Source organism: Arcticibacterium sp., assembly GCF_055134445.1.
The window spans coordinates 1-17,425 of record NZ_JBSRVI010000161.1 but is presented as its reverse complement, the minus strand read 5'-3'; the positions used below and the strand labels follow the sequence as shown (position 1 = coordinate 17,425).

Here is a 17,425-nt window from a genome sequence, read left to right as displayed (position 1 = left end):
ACGCGTTATCCCGCCCCAACGAGATACCAATTGTTCTCTTTGGAGGCGGTGGGTCTGTGAATTAGGATTATTTATGTATTACAAAAGAAAGAGATTTTCCATCGGAAAATCTCTTTCTGCATTTAGTACCGCGGAGCGTGGTAATTGCGGTTCTAATGAGCGTCTACAATATTTATTTTACCTGCCCCTTTCTTAACTAATAGTATAAAAGGAACGCAAACGAGGAAGAGTAATCCTAGTATTAAGAATATAGCTAGTGAAGTACCCTTAATTATTAAAGCCCCTTCTTCAACATGTTATAGCTAGGAGGTATAGTTCTCAGGTCAGACATTCTCAACTGTCCAAAATATCCAAGCGTTATCATTGAGTACAGTTTTCACCCGCTTTCAAGAATGCTGGTCAAAAGGAAATGTACAGGGAATGAAATACACTAAGCGTATATGAAAATTCCAATGTCTAGCTTTAATGCAGGGTTTAAGCTAAAGTCAAATGAAGGATAGGGTAGGGCTTACCTGTGCCGTCCTTTTCCGATCTACCTGTTACTTCAAAGCCATGTTTAATGTAAAATGCTAATGCATTCTCGTTTCCCTCGTTTACATCCACATATTTTATACCTATGGTTTCTATGGCGTGTTTTAAGAGTCTTGTTCCAGCTCCTTTTCCTATATAGGAAGAATGTATAAAAAGCATTTCCAAATTCTGTTCCGCAGTACCCATGAATCCAAGAATGTCTCCTTTATGAGTTCTAATGGTTTTTAAAGCCACGGCATCAAAATATTCGTTTAAAATGCGAGGTTTGAAATATTCTATATCCGCCTTCTTTAAAAAATGATGTGTAGCTCTGACAGAGTTCTCCCATAGAGCCAAAAGCTGAGGATACTCCAAAGCTGATGGCGTGTCAAGGTAAAATCTCGTATCCAAATCAGAAGGTGTCATCTATAAGTTCAAAGTTAAGTGCAGCGGCGGCCATGCTACCAGAAGCTATGGCTACGGATAAAGACCTCATATTGGAGTTATCTCCACAGGCAAATATACCTTTGATGTTGGTCTTACCCAAGTTGTCCACTTTAAGAAGTCCCATTTCGGTTAATTCACAACCTAACTTAACGGGCATGGTGGAGTGTTGCTCAAAAGGTATGCTGGCATAAGCCGCTTTCAAATTGGTGATAAAACCATCTTTTAATGAGATGCTTTTTAAATACCCATTTTCATGACTTAAACTTTCTATTTCGGCCGTTATAATTTGGATGTTATGGTCTGCTAATTTTTGGGTTTGTTCTGGCGTAAGTGTTGATGTACCGTTGGTGAAAATAGTTAATTCAGAAGTCCAGTTAGAAATCAATTTGCCGTAGTGGAAGGCCATATCGCCATTGGCTATGATGCCAGTTTTTTCTTTTTTGTATTCATAACCATGGCAATAAGGGCAGTGAATGACAGAGATGCCCCAGCACGCTGCAAGTCCAGGAATGTCTGTCATGATGTCTTTTAGGCCTGTAGCAAAAATTAGTTTTTTGCTTGTGAAATGTCTTCCTGTGCTGGTTTCTACGGTAAAGGTATTTTGAGCCTTATAAATATCTGTCACAGTATCATTCCAAAATCGTACCGTATCATACTTTAAAACCTGTGTTTTAGCCAATGCACTTATTTCATGAGGTAGGGAACCGTCATGCGTAATTAAATTATGTGAATGAGGTGTTGGTTTGTTGCAAGGTTTGCTAGCGTCAATAATGAGTACGTTTCTTAAGGCTCTTCCAAGACCCATTGCGGCCGACAAGCCTGCGTAACTTCCTCCTACTATTATGACATCTAATTCGGGCTGGACTTTCATGTGCTAAATTCTGTTTTGTTAATGGAATGGTATCAATTTTTAAGCAAATATAGTTGCCAAAATTTCTATATGCAACATTGTTGCATATAGGGTGTAAAACGTGAAATTATAATTAACATTTTGAGCAAAACTTTATCTAAGGTTTTAACAATATTTCTGTTGAAAATAGAATAGATTTATATCCCATAAATCAAGTATTTTGAATCAAAAACTTAGTTATTTTTTATTACTTTCTTCTCTTCTTTTTTCATGTGGAGAATTGGAAGATTCGGAACCTATTCCAGAGAATAATGCTACTATTACATTTGGTATTCGGCACGACCGAGATTTGTCGGATTATGAGTTGGTAGCCACAAATTCTGGTATTTATAGTGGTAATGACTATCCTTCATTTTCGCCTGTTGTTAAATTCTGCTATAGTTTAAATGGAAGTAATGAAATAGAATATGTGGCTTCAGGCACCCTTATTTCTTCGGAATGGATTCTTACTGCAGGGCATAATTTTTTTGTAGCAGATGAGCAATCAAGTCCAGGAAAAGTTAATGGAATAAAGGTGTTTTTTGGTAATGACCCCAATGGTGAACCTGAAATGTACGAGGTGGAGAAATTGGTTTTTCACCCTACTTGGATTCAAGACAATGATGGTTTTTTTTATGCCAATGATTTATGTCTTGTTAAGTTAAAAACACCCATGCTGTCCATTAAACCAGCCAATGTAAATTATACCTTAGATATAGAGACTATAGGTTCTAAAGTATGGTTTGCCGGTTTTGGTGATTACAGTCAGCAGATCGGAAGAGACGCGGACGCATTTTCTCCCAAGCATGCTTTTGAAAACATTTTGGATAGGAGAACCACCGGAAAAAGGACCAGCATAAATGGCAAGACTTACCTAGGAGGCCTTTTGGCCATTGATTTCGATTCACCAGACGGTCTGATTAATACGCTTGGTGATAGTTATGAGAGTGAGGATGAAAAGTCATTGGGCGGGGGCACCAGCAGTCCTCAAGCCTTGGAATTGGAAGGGACTACCATTACTGGAGATAGCGGAGGTCCACTTTTTATCAAAACCAGTCAAGGTTGGACCATGATTGGAGTGCTATCTGGTGGAGCAGACGAACCCATAAAAAATCACAAGGATTCTTCCTACGGAGATATTAGCATTTTTATCAGGACAGCCTCAAATGCCAGCTGGATTTCAGAAACCATTAAATAAGGCTATTGCTCTTTCCTAAAGGTATTCCAAAATTTGATGCCGCTGTTCCCAAAAGCCTAAATCCGAATAGGAGTTAATATGTCCTTTCAAACACCTGTTCCGAAACCAGCTATCCATTAAGAGACGAAGAATTGAGCATTATTAAAGTCCCGTCGTTTTAGCCTGCTACTTATAAATGGGAAGACTAATTCTTGCCGTTTTTTTGATTTGGCAAGAATTTATTAGTGGAGCGGTTTATTCAACCCGGATTATGCGTTGGGGAATCATTATGAGTTTTAATGTGCAATAAATCAGACAATTAAAGGGAATTAGCATAGCACGCTATGGTGATTAAGTTTAATTGGGTGTAGCCTTTGATGAGCTTGACAAAGTATACTGATTTGAAGCAATTTAGCTACAGTCCCGATAAAATCGGGAGATTGTCTCATGCATAATCCGGGTTCAATCAACTGCTACTCTTTTGGTGGCGTTAACTTACTGTATGGCACGTTATATTCTTCCATGATATCCCCAAATTCATCAATTAATCGGAATGTAACTCGAGGTTCACTTCCTCCCATGTTAAATGTAAATTCGCCAAAAGCTTTTAGTCCTAAACCAAGATAACCAAACATTTGACTCGATGAATTTTTCGCGATTGCTTCTGGTCCAGGCACTCCTCCTAAGGAAGCAGGTCCAAACTCGTAGAACTCAAATCCTGAATCTCTAGGAATGGTGAAACCGCGTGCACCATGTCGGTCTCCACTTAGTAATAGTACGCCTGGGATATTTTCTGTTTCTATAAACTTGTAAATTTCATCCCGAGCCAGCGTGTCCCAAGTTCCCCATGAGTCTTTTCCTTCAGAGATATAATCGCTCCACATGGTTCCGCTAGAAATAATCTTAAAAGGTGCGGTAGAATGAGCTAAAACATTTTTCAACCAACCAAGTTGTTCTTTTCCCAAATAGGAATGATACTCTCCTCTTTCTTCGTTCTCCCGATAAGATCTGGTGTCAAGCATTATTATTTCTACCTGACCTATTCGCGTATTGAAGTAAATTCCTTCCGCATCAGTTTTGGGATTGTTCCAGTTTTCACGCCATACCTTTCGCAGTTCAGCCCTGTCTTCTTTTGTAACCCCTTTAGGTAGACCGCTTAGGTCGTTGTTAAGGTAGTCATGATCATCCCAAGTCGCATATAAAGGAACATTTGCAGAAAGGTTTTTCCAAGCTTGAGAAACATCACGAAGTAAATAGTCAGACCTATGCATGCTCATATTAATCTCTCTGTCATCCACCGCAAGATCACCTAGAAGCATCATCGCAATTGGCTCTCTTTTTAAAATAGCATCCATGAGGTTTGGATTATGAAGACCTATTTTATGGAAATCTGAAGCAAAAGCTAGTCTTATTTCATTCTTTTCCTCAATTTTTGATGTAGTTTGGAAAGCACCCTCCGCTATTTTGATAGCCTGTGATATTACAACATATTTATACTTCGTTGATGGAGACAAATCATTTAAGACTAAGCGTTGTTCCTTACCCGCAGCTGTAGGTTTTAATGTGTAAGTATTCTTTTTGTTACTATTTAAAGCAGTTACTACAATCGTAATCGGCAGTAAATTTGATGGTCTAAGCCAAATACTTACCCCATTCTCTTTTATATCTCCTAACATTGGTCCTGCCATTAAGCTTATATCATTTTTGGTGGCAGCCATAACAATTCTCATGTCCGTAAAGTCAACTTTATTTTTCTCAAAAACACTTCTAGCGTCTAGATAAAATTGTCTAACATTGGAAGGAAGGGTAATATAACTATCCAGCAGCTGGGTATCTATTTCTAAACTTCCTATATGTGCTTCTCTTAGGGAGACGTCGTAACGTTTTGAAACAGCTTCTGCGGTTTGGCAAAAAGAGTTGGTACTTAACAGTGTAACCAGCACAACCGCTAATGGATACGTCAGTTTATTAAATCTCATTATATATACTATTTCGAAGGGTTTGAATTTGAAAATCTGTTTAGAAATCATGGTTTTTCATTGCGTCCAAATTTATGCATTTCAGCTAAGCTTACTTCTTAGCATCAAGATTTAAATGAATCTTTTGTCGACGAAATCATGCCCATCGAATTAGATACTTTGGCTTTCTGAATAACGAACTCAAAATACTCGTTTTGAGCCATGAAACAGTTAATAGTAATAGATTGATTATTTGGTTAGCGGTTTAGAATGCTTGAAGGGCAAAACGTATTAATAATATATGCTCTAATAAACAGCCAAAGACATTATCTTGGTTGGAGACCTAGTGAGACCTTTTCCGCTTAACCACGTGGTTTTAGTAACCTATTAGTAGATACAAGTAGCCAAGTATGTGTGGCTTAAGATAGCAATTAACCTACCCAAGGCAGGTTAATTACTGCTATCAAAATAAAAAGTCTATCAAGGATTTGTAGACCACAAAGCGGCACTTTTAAGCATTGCTCTTCTCGGTAGTTTTAAACCGGCCAGAATTAATTCAGCAAAATCTTCTGGTTGCAAGACGGTATCCTGGGAATCATTTTTTGCAATACCCAATTCTATGCTCATATCAGATGCTATGGTGCTTGGTGTTAGCGTACAAACTCTAATATTATTTTTACGAACTTCCTTCATTAAGGATTCAGACATCCCTATAACTGCGAATTTGGATGTAGAATAGGCAGAAACATTGGCGTTTCCAGTTAGTCCTGCCGTAGAAGAGACATTAATAATATCACCTTCATTCTTATCTAATAGGTAGGGTAAAACTTCTTTAGTCACATAATACATCCCCATAACATTGGTTTGAATAATTTGACTCCATTGGTTTACTTCCATGTCGTTAAAAGACCCAAAGGCTGCAATTCCAGCGTTATTAACCAATATGTCAACAGTACCTAAAGTATCTATAATACTTTTTATGCTGCTTTTAACTTCCTCATAATTACCAACATCGAAAACCGCATAGGTAGCCTTAACGCCTAACGCCTCCAATTCTGAAACGGTTTCTTTTAAAACTTCTTCATTCCTACCTGTTATGGCTACATCAATGCCTTCTTTAGCAAATGCTAGGGCCGTTGCTTTTCCCAGTCCTCTGCCACCACCAGTAATAATGGCCTTTTTGTTTTTTAAATTGTTAATTTTTAGAATACTTCTTAATGGAAAATTCGCTTTAAAGTTTTACGTAAAATTAGCCATCTCTCTTGCAGTTTTGGGCATTTTGGAACCCATAATCCCCAATAAAACATATTAAATCTTTATCCGCTAACGTAAAAAGTGACATATGGAAAAGATAAAAAATGCGAACTCGTTTATTATTCAAACCTCATTAAGATGCTTCAAGACATCATTCGGGTTTAATCATCTATGGTGCCAGCTATACTTATTTGGCTCTCATGTTATTCCCTCTTTTTTCGTGGCTTACTTCAGCAAGTCCAAGATGCTCCATTAAGGGTGGAATATACATCGCAAATCTGCCTCGGAGTCCTTTTTTGAGTCCGTACCATCCACCTACTGGATTATTTTCTGAGCGAGCCCAAGCCTCAACGGTTCCTGCTTTCGCAGTTTTTTGTTCGTCTGCACTCCCTAATTCCATCCAGTCACCATGTTTTTTAAGCATTTGGTGTAAATCTTGTAAACAATTTATGTTGTAATGCAATACCGTTTTACCCACAGTACACACCAAAACGTCTTTTTCATCAATATGCATGGTGTATTCAGATGAAAGGGGAGGCGTTTTTAGCGTTAAGGGATTTTCCTTTGTTCCAATTTTTTCTTTGTAGTTCATCCTATTATTATTTAGAGTTTTGGATTAATTCAACTTCTATTAATATGGCCATATTTTTTCAGTGCTTCTTTCCCATACTCATAATCACAAAAAAACATTGTGTAATCACGATTGACCTATTAAGCCGTTGAAACATACAGGGCTCACACCCTTCTAAATAGAAAAGTGGCATTCATGAGCTTTGCCAAAGGTCTTATTTCGATGCATTAAAGCCTGATTTTTTTGTGAACTGTGATTAATTTTTATCTGTATTGATGGCTACAGCAATTTTGGAATCTGCTGTCCCGTAATAAAGAAACCACTTGTTCTGAAAACTAACTAATCCTTCCACAAAGCATACTTCATTCACTTCCCCAACTTTCTCATAATCTTTGTCAGGATGAATGAAGTAGCTTTTTGTTCTATCTATTAGTTTGTACGGATAGTCTCCGTCAAATAGAGCCTGCCCTGCAGCATAAGTGAATTTGGGTAATTTAGGATCGTTAAAATTGGTAGCATTACTGCCATTGTATATTAACAAAATGCCTTCCTCTTTATATAAGGCAAAAGGGCCGGGTTCCACCAACCTGCTATCAAAGAATCCTGCTCGAGGATGCAGTACCGAAATCATTTTCCCATTTTCCTCGTTTTTGCATACAACCCAGTTTTTCAAATCTTCTGAACTTGCTAAAAATAAATTGGTATCTCCAAAATACATCCAGTACTTCCCATTTATCATTTTTGCAATAGGTCTACCTTCCTTCATTTCTACCACAATAGCTCCTGACTTGGACCATGTATCTTTGTATTCGTCCTCTTTTAAAAGCAATCCGTGTTTTGTCCAGGATACTAAATCTTTGGAAGACGCAATACTTAATCGAGCAGTTTTACCGTCATAGGAAGTATAGGTCATGATATAAGTATGGTCTTTCGTTTCTACGATTCTTGGATCTTCAACGCCATCAAAATAACAGTTGGGGCAGTCTTGTACATAGGTGTCTTCGGAGAATTTCTTGTAATTCCATTCGTATTTTTTCATGAAATCATTTTCTGGGTAAAAGACAGGTGATGATTGTTTTTTGAAATGAAGACCGTCTGAGCTGATGGCTAATCCAATTCGGGAAGTGCCACTTGAGTCTTGAGCTCTATAAAACAGGTAAATTGAATCTCCTTTTACTACCGCAGAAGGGTTTAATACGTTTCTTTCTTCCCAATTAACCTGTTTTTGTGATATTGGGCATGTGAAAAACAGGTTTGAGGTAGGGTTCAAAATGGGGTTAATGCTGTCCACTTTTTCAAAAGCAGTAAATGCCCAATCTGTGGATTCTTCAGTTCCGGAATAGCTTTGTGATACTTTTTTATCACATCCAAAAGTCAAGATTATTAATACTGCAACTATTAGCTTGTGACAATCTTTTAATTTATTCATATATGTTTCATTTTGATAGGGAGGGAGTAGGGATAAGCGTATTGGAAATAAAGAAACGATTACTTCTTATTGAATTGAGTGTGCTTGACATCAAATATAACCATAATAATAATCCAGTGGATGAAAGATTAGGCTGACGCCTTCACCGTTAATTTGTCAATAAAAAGAGCCTTTTTGGTAGTCTATCTGTTCATTTACCACATAAAGCCATATAGAAATGAATGCAGTACATGATTTAAAACCAAACCCTACACCTTAAATTTTCACAATGTCAGAAAAGAACAAAATAAATTAATGTTATCATTTTAGATGGATTTACCATATTCATATGACACTGAAGACCCCAATAACTATAAATCTTTTAGTAATTTGGAGGAAAATATTTCAGTTTCTTCCGCAAAATTTTAACGAAACAAAAATGAGTACAGAAAAAAAAGTATGGTTTATTACTGGTGTATCATCAGGATTAGGTAAAGAGTTAGCTAAAGAGGTATTATCACAAGGGCAGATTGTGGTAGGGACTTTTAGAAAACAAGACCAAGTAGAGGCGTTTAACAACGAAAACCCAGGGAATTCTTTTGGTGTACTTATAGATGTGGCTTCTACACAGATGATTATAGATGGTATTAAAACCATTTTTGATAAATTCGGAAAGATTGATGTTGTGGTGAATAATGCTGGTTATGGTATTATGGGAAGTATCGAAGAAATTTCTGACGAAGAAGTAAGAAGACAATTTGAAGTCAACGTTTTTGGTGTTTTAACTACCATTAGAGCAGTATTACCACAAATGCGTAAGCAGCGTTCTGGTCATATTATTAATATAACTTCTATTGCGGGACGTATCGGTTCTCAAGGTTTAGGAATTTACAACGGGTCCAAATTTGCCTTAGAAGGCATTGGGGAAGCTTTAGCAGCAGAATTAAAGCCGCTAAACATTAAAGTAACTAATGTGGAACCTGGACCATTTAGAACAGAATGGGCTGGAAGTTCAGCAGCTTATGATAACACCAAGATTGACGATTACGAAAGTACGGTAGGTGAGCGAATAAGAGGTTTACAAGGTTTAAATGGAAATCAACCCGGAGATCCAGCAAAAGCGGCAGCTGCTATTTATAAATTAGCACAGCTAGAAGAAGCTCCGGTACATTTACCTTTAGGTAAAATAGCTTATGAAGTTTTCGGAAAAGTAAATAATGGATTAATAGAAGAGTTAGCTAAGTTTGAAGATTTAGGTAAGGCATGTGATTTCGAATAGGTTTCTTTAACCTACTTTTTATAGATAAAAAACCGCTCCAGAGGCGGTTTTTTGTTGTACCATCACACTGGAATTTTACGTTTGGTAATTGTTTTTATATGATTATTGGATGCTGTGATGTTCTTCCAAAAATAGCTTATAAGAGCAGTATGCCTATACCATACATTTCATTTTAACCCGGTTTATGCATTGGAGAATTGTAATGAGTTTTAAAGTGGAATAAATCAGGCATTTAAACGAGATTAGCATAGCCGTTAACCCTGAGCTTGCCGATAGGAAGCAATTTAGCTACGGTCCCGATAGCTATCGGGAGATTTTCTAATACATAAAGGGGGTTTAAAGAAGTTGGGACTTAAAAGAATTTATGAACCGAATCCTTTCTTGAACGCTGCAGAAGGGACTTGTAACACTTCATTCGACACTAATTGTTGAGTGTTGTTTTTTGTTTATTCAATTTGGCAACTTCAATCGGAATGAATTTCGGCAAATAACTTGGTGTGCAATTTCTGGGGACAACTTCATCTTTGTATAAGCCTGTTTCTTCTCCTATGGAAATGCATCTCTCACGATGCTTTTCTTCCCATTTTCCTATTTGACCAGCGGTATAGTTCATTGCCCATTGTACCTCGGGTTGTTCATTCATTATATTTTTTTCTATTGAAGATAGAAGGTATTCTGTATTTGAGTGGTCGGTATTTCCCATCCATCTTAATCTTGCTTGATAATACCAAAACACTCTGCGTTGTAAAGAAGATGAGCTATTTTCCCAAGACACTATAAGAGAAATTATCTTTTTGTCTTTAGATAATTGATTAGCCATTAACCAATCCATTAAATGAATTCGCTCATCAAATTCGTGCTTTTGAATATCTTGGTCAAGTTTGTCAATCACTTCTTTATTTAGAGATTTTTTATCCATTATTAGGATAGCTAACTGACGTGGTAAAAATTCGTTAGTAGACCAAAGTTCCATAGCTACATCATGGTCCTTTTTCAATTCTTTTGCAATTTTTCTCAAATCTCCCAATTTGGTTGTTTGCTTATCGATTTGATTATATATGTTTTTTGCTTTTGAAGAAAGTTCCATATTGTTTTTGAATTCTGACTGACGCTTTTGTTTTACGTTTATACACAACTGATTGTGAATTGTAGCTCCTCATTAATCAAACCGAATTTATCAATTTGTTTTTGAATTCGTTTTACTATACCGAGCTTTCTTTTTTTGTCAAAGAAGGGGGTGTACTTCGCACTGCCAACTGGATTGACTACTTCAATGGATAATGTTTTTACTTTTTGCCTGATTAAATTTGAGTTATAAGTGAACAAAATACTCAAAGGGAGTACTCTTTTGGAATAATAAATATTCTGAACGGGGTTTCTGATAAATCAGAACCGCCACTTAAGTTATAATTCACACTCCAACCGCAGCGGCCGACCGTCAGGATTACACTCATTCTATTAAGCAACAATCAAGAATTTGGCCTTACAATGTGTTTTTAATTTTAAGGATTTTGTTTATTAGAGCTTAAACATTAAAGTATCAAGTTGGTGGGCTAGGCTATATTCTGGCGAATTATCAAAAAAGAGCGTTCAGTTAATGAAGCACCTCATCAGAACTGGCACGTCAAGTGCCTTATGAAGGCCGTGGCATTGTGGTATGACCTATCGGCGTACCTAAGGCTATACGTCTATTTGACAGGGAACAGGCTTTCAACTAAACTAAAGCTCCATTTGCACCAATTACTTGACCAGAAATCCATTTAGAATCATCACTCGCTAAGAACAAAACTACTCTAGCAATATCAATGGGTTCCGCTAATCGATTAAAGGCATTCATAGCACTCAGTTTATCTATAGTTTCTTGCGATTTTCCATTTAAGAATAATGCCGTTGCTGTTGCACCTGGAGCAATGGCATTAACAGAAATCCCTCTTCCTATTTCTTTAGAAAAAACTTTTGTCATTTGCTCAACGGCTGCTTTGGTGGCAGAATATAAAGCGTATTTTGGAAACATTAATTTGGCCGTGCTTGAGGAAAAATTAATGATATTCCCGTTGTCTGCTAGTTTACTGTCCGCTTCTTGAAGTGTGTTAAAAATACCTCTAACATTTACGTCAAAAAGTTTAGTGAATTCTTCCTGTGTATTATCCTTTAAAAATTCATTGTACATAATACCAGCATTGTTTACCAAAACATCTACTTTACCGTAAGCTTCAATCGTTTTATCAAATAGATTGGTAACGTCATTTCTTTGACTGACATCTGCTCTAATCGCCAAAGCTGTGCCGCCATTTTGGATAATACTTTCTACGGTATTATTTGCTTCATCTTCGCTATTTGAATGATTGACAATTACTTTTGCACCATTTTCAGCTAAAAGAATGGCAACTTCTTTTCCTATTCCTCTAGAAGCTCCTGTTACGATAATTACTTTATTTTTAACCTTCATCATGTTTTGTTTTCTTAAATAGGAAATTTGGGGGAAAGACACCTTAGCCCACTCCCATGATTGAGATAATATTTATGATTTGACCTATGCTTTTAAAGAAATCAGTTTATTGGCTACTAGTGCCAGATTGCTTTCATTGATTTCTGGTTTTGTGGCAAGGGGATATAATTGTGCACCTGGTCTACTAATAAAAGCTCCTCTCCAGCCAGCCCAGAGTGCCCCAGCAATATCCCAACCATGAGCGGCTACCAAAAGACTTTCAGAGGGTTTTATATCCATTTTTCTTGCTGCCCAATCGTAGGCATCTGAATGGGGCTTGAATTTGCCCATGTCTTCAATGCTTAATCTTTCTTCGAAATAGTCTAACAAACCAGCGTTTTCAAATTGTGTTTTCACGCCTTTATTTGAAGAATTGGTAAAGGAAACTAACTTATAACCAGCATCTTTTAATTTTTGTAAAGATGCTTTAACTTCTGGATGTGCCGGCAAGGAACGTATAGGTCCCAAAATAGCATCTTGAGCCTCTTTTTCCGTAATAGAGATACCGTGGTTGGCTGCTACCATTTGCAAGGCTGCCGCTCCAATGATTCCAAAATCATTGTATTGCCTTCCTACGGTTGTAACTAAAGAATATTGCAGCATCGTGGTAAACCATAAGGGCAATAATTCGCTTCTTCCTCCGAGTAAGTTTCCAACACTTGTTTTCATCGCTGTTAAGTCTAGTAGCGTTTCATTAACATCAAAAAATAATACTTTAGGCCGTATCGCTAAGGCTTCTGTATCCTGCGTGTTTACACTTGTTCCTGCAAATCCTAAATGAGGAATTGTACTACCAGTAATTCCAAGCAAAGCTGTCTTTTTGATAAAATTTCTTCTGTTGTTTTTCATCGTTTGTGTAATTGTTTTAAAACATTCTATTCGGTATGTTTATGTATAAAAAAATTAATATTTTAATTGATTGAGGTATAAGGCCAAACCCGAAATATACTGGTCAAGAATAGTGTCATTATCATATAGTTTTCTAATTCCTCTAATTCCTTCAAAAGCACTAATTAAATAAATGGCTACGGCTTCGCTCGGAATTTCTTTTTTTATAACGTTTTGATTTTTACCTTTTTCAATAAGAATGACAAGTGCTTCTTTCCATTTTTCAATAATGTTTTTTAAAGCCAATTGATAACTACTTTCATAATTGCCAATTTCGTTGATAAAGTTATTCATAGGGCATCCATGTTGCTTATCATAAAAAGGGAAGGACTTAATTCTATTTAAAAAAGTAGTCTCTAAAATTTCCATGGGGTTTCCAGCTCCTTTTAAGGGTAAAATCATACCATCGTAAACTCGTTTTTGAATTTTCAATTCAATGACTTCTAAGCCAAGCTGGTGTTTGTTTTCGTAATGGTGGTAGAAAGCCCCTTTAGACATTTTGGCAGCTTTCATTACATCATTTACACTGGTAGACTTAAACCCATTTTCATAAAAAAGCTTAAAGGCGTGGTGAATAATATGCTGCTTGGTTATTTCCGACTTTAATTCTTGCTCCATACTGCAAATATATACATAAAAAGTACAGGTGGAATGTTTTATGTTTGTTTTCATTTGGTTCCAAGCCAAAAGCTTTAAAATGCTTGAGCTAAAAGATTAGAAAGCAGGGGAGGGTTTGAGTTCAACTCCGGTTTTGTCGGATCTCAAAATAATCAAAGTTTTAATCCCTGCATTTGAGCCTAATTGTTGGCGGTAGGCGTTTTTGTCGTTTGATTTTCAATTACTTATATCAATCCATTGTCAATTAAGTCTAAAACGGTGTGTCTTTTATTTTCTATCCTATTGTTAATACAAGTTTCAATAATTGCTTTAACTCCGTTAATATAGGAATCATGTCCCAAAACCTTTGTCTCTATTATTACCTCGTCATTATTATCTTTAATAACAATTTTATGATAAGCATGTCTTCCTAAAAACTCTTGAGGAATACCAATTTGATTCCTTTGATTTTCAGGGTCTCTTATTGACAAGATTCTATCTCGTTGAACTTTTAAGTAGTCAGCAAAATTATAAGCCGTTCCTGGTTCCGTAATTTTTGTCGATTGATGAGATTCTGTTATAGAAATATCATAATTTTCAAAGTTGCTTCCAAATATATTCATCATCCTAAGGGTCTTTAATAATAGGATGGAAGTGTTTGGACATATAACTAGAGGAAAATCAGGGGACATTTTCTCTGTTTCTAAACCAGTAGAAAGCTCTATAAGAACAGATTTAGTCTTGGAGCAAATTGCTATGCATTCATTTAGTTGTCGTCCTGAACCTGCATGAATGAGCATAAACTTTTCATTTAAGGTCTTATTTGGAGTCTCCCACTTTATCAGTTCAAAAGATGGGAATGATAAATTAGAAGATAGAATTGCATTTGCTAATTTTCCTGAACCAACAATAAATATTTTCATTCTTTCCATTTCATTCAAATACATTCTACTCTAATAAATCAACATAGTTCGGTTTTGTCCTTACTGCTAACGCGATTGGATATGACGGTTCCAACCATGTTGAGGCTCTGAACATTATGCAACACATTGTGTGCCTTGAATAACGAATTTAGCTCTTTAACGGAACAATCCAAAGGCTGAAAGACTGGGTGCGTAGTCCCATAAGCGAGCGAGTCGTTATCCTAAACAAAGTAGGTGGCATGGGTGGGTCAGGTGACTGGCCATCTGAAGTAATAGGATCGCCGAGTCTTAAGTATTTTACGTCCGTCGCCGATAGAACAACAAAATGAGGTTGAAATAGGCCTGCCCGGCAGCTCATAGCCCTTCCATAGTTATCGGAAATAAAGACAACCATCACACTTGAAAAGTTAAGGTTACGAGGTTACGAAAGTATGCTGGATTATTATCAACGCTTACAACCAGAGATTCAGAACGGGAACGCCAAGTTCGCCGTACCGATAGCTATCGGTACGAGGCCCGTACGTACGGTGGTGAGACCGGGCTGGCGTACCAGAGCCCCAGCCCATCATGTTCTATTGATGGGTCGGGCTACTCGATTAGCGGCTGTGGTACGGGGTTTTGAGTGTCCAGGCAACCAGAAAACATATATAAGCAGCCTAATAAATTGGCATTCATTCTTACCATTTATTATTATTTATCGGGTTGGCTTGTAGGATAGCCACTTGTATAGCGGTCGCCAACAATCTGGATTTTTGATAAATCTTCTGTAAGTTTTGCCAATTCTTCTGCGGTAAATTCATAATCTGCCGACCAGATATTTTCTTGGAGATGAGCCAATTTAGTAGTTCCTGGGATAGGAACAATAAACTGTTTCTGTCCTAAAAGCCAAGCCAAAGCCGCCTGTGCTACAGTTAGTCCCCTTTGGTCACCAAATGCTTTCAACACATCAATTATTCCCCAATTTGCAATAATATTCTCTGGCTGATAACGGGGCAGTGTAGCCCTGTTGTCATTGTCTGGATTATATTTTGTTCGCTCATTGATATATCCCGAAATAAGCCCACGGCTTAACGGACTATACGGCACAAAGCCAATTCCCAAATCTTCGCATAATTCCAATACTCTATTTTCTGGATTACGGGTCATAATTGAATATTCACTTTGTATTGCTGTTACAGGTTGCTCCGAATGTGCTTTGCGAATGGCTTCCAATCCGTCTTTACTGCTATTAAAATCCCTTTCACTCATCCCGAAATGCTTTACCTTTCCTTCGGTAATTAGGTCTTTTACCGTGCCGGCCACATCCTCCATTGGTACTTTGGGGTCAATGCGGTGTTGATATAACAAATCAATATAATCGGTTTTTAAGCTTTTCAACGAATTTTCAACCACTTGTCTAATTCTTTCAGGACGGCTATCAAGGCCTAAACTGGGTTTCCCCTCTACAAAACCAAATTTTGTACAGATGATTATGTCTTTACGAATGGGTTCAAGAGCTTCTCCGACCAATTTTTCATTGACGAATGGTCCATAAGCTTCGGCTGTATCAAATAGGTTAACACCTAAATCCACCGCTTTTCGCATCAGGGTTATCATAGCCTGTCTGTCTGGAATAAAACTCCTGTGGTAGCTCATACCCATGCAACCTAATCCCAATGCGGATACTTCAATACTGTGACTACCTGTACCTAATGTCCTTCTTTTAGGTTTTTGGAGTGTATCGTTTTTTTCATTGTTTGCTTTATTGGTACAACTTGTTACAACCGCTCCAAGCGTGGAAGCTGCCAATAAAGATACTCCAGACATTACTCCGGCCTTTAAGAAATCTCTACGATTGTTATTTTCCATTTATTTAATTTTTTTTAATTTCAATACTTGTCCGGCATGGTTACCTGTTAAATTATTGTTTGTTTGGTATTGTGGGACTGTCCACCATTGCCGCTAACGGTAGTGTATCTGTTTGTGCCGACCGGATGGGAGGTATAAACAGATAAACATTGTTGAGCGTAGTTATTATTCATTTTAAAATTGGTACTGTAATATAACTATCATTATACCATTTGATTTGAAACGGTATGTTTGCGTCCAGCATCGATTCATCATTCACGTCTTTACCAGTACCGTAATTGATTTGCCAGTTTGGATTTTTATTTATGCCCATAACTAAAACGATGCGACTGCCTTTTTGTAATTGGCGACTCGTCATATAGGTATTGTCTAGGACTATAGTTTGTTTAATATTTGGCTCTAACAAAGTGCGTTCATTATCGTCTTTTGCATAACTGGCTCTTTGCACATTGGTTGTAAGTGCAATATACTTTCCATCGGATGTCAGCTCGTAAACAGCAAACATGATATCTATGTCTTTTTTGTTGAGACTTGCCACGAAAGATGCTTTAACGGCTCCGCTAATGGCAAAAGCTTTATCAATGGGGTTGCTGATAAAAATAAGTTGTTCTTTTTGTGTATGCAATACACTGTCTTCAATTATAGGTATGTCTGGCAAAACATTAGTACTGAAGTTTAGTTCTGAACGGTCTTTTAAATCCACCGTTTGGTTAATGGATGCAGAATGTTTTGGCTTTTCAGTGAGTAAACCAAAATGATTACCTTTTTTTACGTTTCCTAGATAAAATCGAATACTGTCGTTATACATTTGATTTAGTGTAGGAACATGCTGCCATTCGTTTCTTCCCATTACCTCAAAGTTTATTTTATCCTTTAAAAAAGAGGGCTTTTCTCCATCTTTTAAAACATAATCTAACCATTCAAAAACGATGTCTAAAATGTGTAAATTGGCTACACTATCTATTTCATAACCTTTCAAATTTTCAGAGATGCTACCTTGTGCACCACTATGGTCATAGGGACCAATAACTAAGTAACTTTCGTTGCTTTTGTTCCCTTTCTGAAGTTCCTTAAAATAGTGTAGGGTACCTATTTGGTCGTAATCATAATAGCCTGCAAAAGTTAAGACTGGGATATTGATTTTCGCAAAAACATTTTGTTGTGGGATCATCTGCCGCCAGAATGCAG

The 17,425-nt window shown here is 37.1% G+C and carries 15 protein-coding genes; 2 read left to right on the top strand and 13 right to left on the bottom strand.

From position 1 onward, the window contains the following. Positions 1-474 precede the first annotated feature (474 nt). Both ACTBZY_RS20970 and ACTBZY_RS20965 read right to left on the bottom strand, forming a co-directional pair. On the bottom strand, positions 475-936 hold the full coding sequence (locus tag ACTBZY_RS20970) for a GNAT family N-acetyltransferase (protein ID WP_463048344.1): 462 nt from the start codon (positions 934-936) through the stop codon (positions 475-477). Then, positions 923-1,828, bottom strand: a complete 906-nt coding sequence (locus ACTBZY_RS20965) for an NAD(P)/FAD-dependent oxidoreductase (RefSeq protein ID WP_463048343.1) — start codon at positions 1,826-1,828, stop codon at positions 923-925. The genes ACTBZY_RS20970 and ACTBZY_RS20965 overlap by 14 nt, the downstream gene beginning before the upstream one ends. A gap of 199 nt (positions 1,829-2,027) precedes the next feature. Between ACTBZY_RS20965 and ACTBZY_RS20960 the strand changes: the two genes are divergently transcribed. After that, positions 2,028-3,044 (top strand): trypsin-like serine protease, encoded by a 1,017-nt coding sequence (locus tag ACTBZY_RS20960; protein WP_463048342.1) that lies wholly within the window; start codon positions 2,028-2,030, stop codon positions 3,042-3,044. A 452-nt stretch (positions 3,045-3,496) separates the two neighbouring features. On the opposite strand, the gene ACTBZY_RS20955 is transcribed toward ACTBZY_RS20960, so the two are convergent. The 4 genes from ACTBZY_RS20955 to ACTBZY_RS20940 all read right to left on the bottom strand — a co-directional run bounded on the left by ACTBZY_RS20955 (position 3,497) and on the right by ACTBZY_RS20940 (position 8,235). After that, entirely contained in the window at positions 3,497-5,002 is a 1,506-nt protein-coding gene (locus ACTBZY_RS20955) for an alkaline phosphatase D family protein (RefSeq protein WP_463048341.1), read from the bottom strand. Positions 5,003-5,461: 459 nt separating this feature from the next. Then, positions 5,462-6,181, bottom strand: coding sequence for a 3-ketoacyl-ACP reductase (locus ACTBZY_RS20950; RefSeq protein WP_463048397.1), 720 nt, complete (start codon positions 6,179-6,181; stop codon positions 5,462-5,464). A gap of 241 nt (positions 6,182-6,422) precedes the next feature. Beyond that, positions 6,423-6,827 carry a DUF6855 family protein gene (locus ACTBZY_RS20945; protein ID WP_463048340.1) on the bottom strand — a complete coding sequence of 135 codons (405 nt, stop codon included), beginning with the start codon at positions 6,825-6,827 and terminating at the stop codon, positions 6,423-6,425. A 235-nt stretch (positions 6,828-7,062) separates the two neighbouring features. Continuing rightward, on the bottom strand, positions 7,063-8,235 hold the full coding sequence (locus ACTBZY_RS20940) for a glycoside hydrolase family 130 protein (RefSeq protein WP_463048339.1): 1,173 nt from the start codon (positions 8,233-8,235) through the stop codon (positions 7,063-7,065). Between the two features lie 418 nt (positions 8,236-8,653). Between ACTBZY_RS20940 and ACTBZY_RS20935 the strand changes: the two genes are divergently transcribed. Further along, positions 8,654-9,493 carry an oxidoreductase gene (locus tag ACTBZY_RS20935; RefSeq protein ID WP_463048338.1) on the top strand — a complete coding sequence of 280 codons (840 nt, stop codon included), beginning with the start codon at positions 8,654-8,656 and terminating at the stop codon, positions 9,491-9,493. 421 nt (positions 9,494-9,914) lie between these two features. Here the strand turns inward: ACTBZY_RS20935 and ACTBZY_RS20930 are convergent, their stop codons facing one another. The 7 genes from ACTBZY_RS20930 to ACTBZY_RS20900 form a co-directional block, all read right to left on the bottom strand. After that, the gene (locus tag ACTBZY_RS20930; protein ID WP_463048337.1) at positions 9,915-10,580 is read right to left on the bottom strand and encodes a DNA alkylation repair protein; all 666 of its coding nucleotides are present in this window, start codon (positions 10,578-10,580) and stop codon (positions 9,915-9,917) included. A gap of 627 nt (positions 10,581-11,207) precedes the next feature. Then, on the bottom strand, positions 11,208-11,945 hold the full coding sequence (locus ACTBZY_RS20925) for an SDR family oxidoreductase (protein ID WP_463048336.1): 738 nt from the start codon (positions 11,943-11,945) through the stop codon (positions 11,208-11,210). A gap of 81 nt (positions 11,946-12,026) precedes the next feature. Beyond that, complete coding sequence (locus tag ACTBZY_RS20920) at positions 12,027-12,830, bottom strand: haloacid dehalogenase type II (protein WP_463048335.1); 804 nt, start codon at positions 12,828-12,830, stop codon at positions 12,027-12,029. Between the two features lie 54 nt (positions 12,831-12,884). Continuing rightward, positions 12,885-13,541 carry a TetR/AcrR family transcriptional regulator gene (locus ACTBZY_RS20915; protein ID WP_463048334.1) on the bottom strand — a complete coding sequence of 219 codons (657 nt, stop codon included), beginning with the start codon at positions 13,539-13,541 and terminating at the stop codon, positions 12,885-12,887. A 170-nt stretch (positions 13,542-13,711) separates the two neighbouring features. After that, complete coding sequence (locus tag ACTBZY_RS20910) at positions 13,712-14,389, bottom strand: dihydrodipicolinate reductase C-terminal domain-containing protein (RefSeq protein ID WP_463048333.1); 678 nt, start codon at positions 14,387-14,389, stop codon at positions 13,712-13,714. Positions 14,390-15,079: 690 nt separating this feature from the next. Then, on the bottom strand, positions 15,080-16,237 hold the full coding sequence (locus ACTBZY_RS20905) for an aldo/keto reductase (protein ID WP_463048332.1): 1,158 nt from the start codon (positions 16,235-16,237) through the stop codon (positions 15,080-15,082). A gap of 169 nt (positions 16,238-16,406) precedes the next feature. Further along, the coding region (locus ACTBZY_RS20900) for a CocE/NonD family hydrolase (protein WP_463048331.1) at positions 16,407-17,425 on the bottom strand (1,019 nt) is incomplete at its 5' end.

Excerpts from the sequence above, each read along its gene's own strand:
- ACTBZY_RS20920 (WP_463048335.1), bottom strand. The coding sequence starts at position 12,830 with ATGAAAAACAACAGAAGAAATTTTATCAAAAAGACAGCTTTGCTTGGA.
- ACTBZY_RS20955 (WP_463048341.1), bottom strand. The coding sequence starts at position 5,002 with ATGAGATTTAATAAACTGACGTATCCATTAGCGGTTGTGCTGGTTACA.
- ACTBZY_RS20905 (WP_463048332.1), bottom strand. The coding sequence starts at position 16,237 with ATGGAAAATAACAATCGTAGAGATTTCTTAAAGGCCGGAGTAATGTCT.
- ACTBZY_RS20940 (WP_463048339.1), bottom strand. The coding sequence starts at position 8,235 with ATGAATAAATTAAAAGATTGTCACAAGCTAATAGTTGCAGTATTAATA.
- ACTBZY_RS20925 (WP_463048336.1), bottom strand. The coding sequence starts at position 11,945 with ATGATGAAGGTTAAAAATAAAGTAATTATCGTAACAGGAGCTTCTAGA.
- ACTBZY_RS20915 (WP_463048334.1), bottom strand. The coding sequence starts at position 13,541 with ATGAAAACAAACATAAAACATTCCACCTGTACTTTTTATGTATATATT.
- ACTBZY_RS20965 (WP_463048343.1), bottom strand. The coding sequence starts at position 1,828 with ATGAAAGTCCAGCCCGAATTAGATGTCATAATAGTAGGAGGAAGTTAC.
- ACTBZY_RS20910 (WP_463048333.1), bottom strand. The coding sequence starts at position 14,389 with ATGAAAATATTTATTGTTGGTTCAGGAAAATTAGCAAATGCAATTCTA.
- ACTBZY_RS20930 (WP_463048337.1), bottom strand. The coding sequence starts at position 10,580 with ATGGAACTTTCTTCAAAAGCAAAAAACATATATAATCAAATCGATAAG.
- ACTBZY_RS20945 (WP_463048340.1), bottom strand. The coding sequence starts at position 6,827 with ATGAACTACAAAGAAAAAATTGGAACAAAGGAAAATCCCTTAACGCTA.
- ACTBZY_RS20935 (WP_463048338.1), top strand. The coding sequence starts at position 8,654 with ATGAGTACAGAAAAAAAAGTATGGTTTATTACTGGTGTATCATCAGGA.
- ACTBZY_RS20970 (WP_463048344.1), bottom strand. The coding sequence starts at position 936 with ATGACACCTTCTGATTTGGATACGAGATTTTACCTTGACACGCCATCA.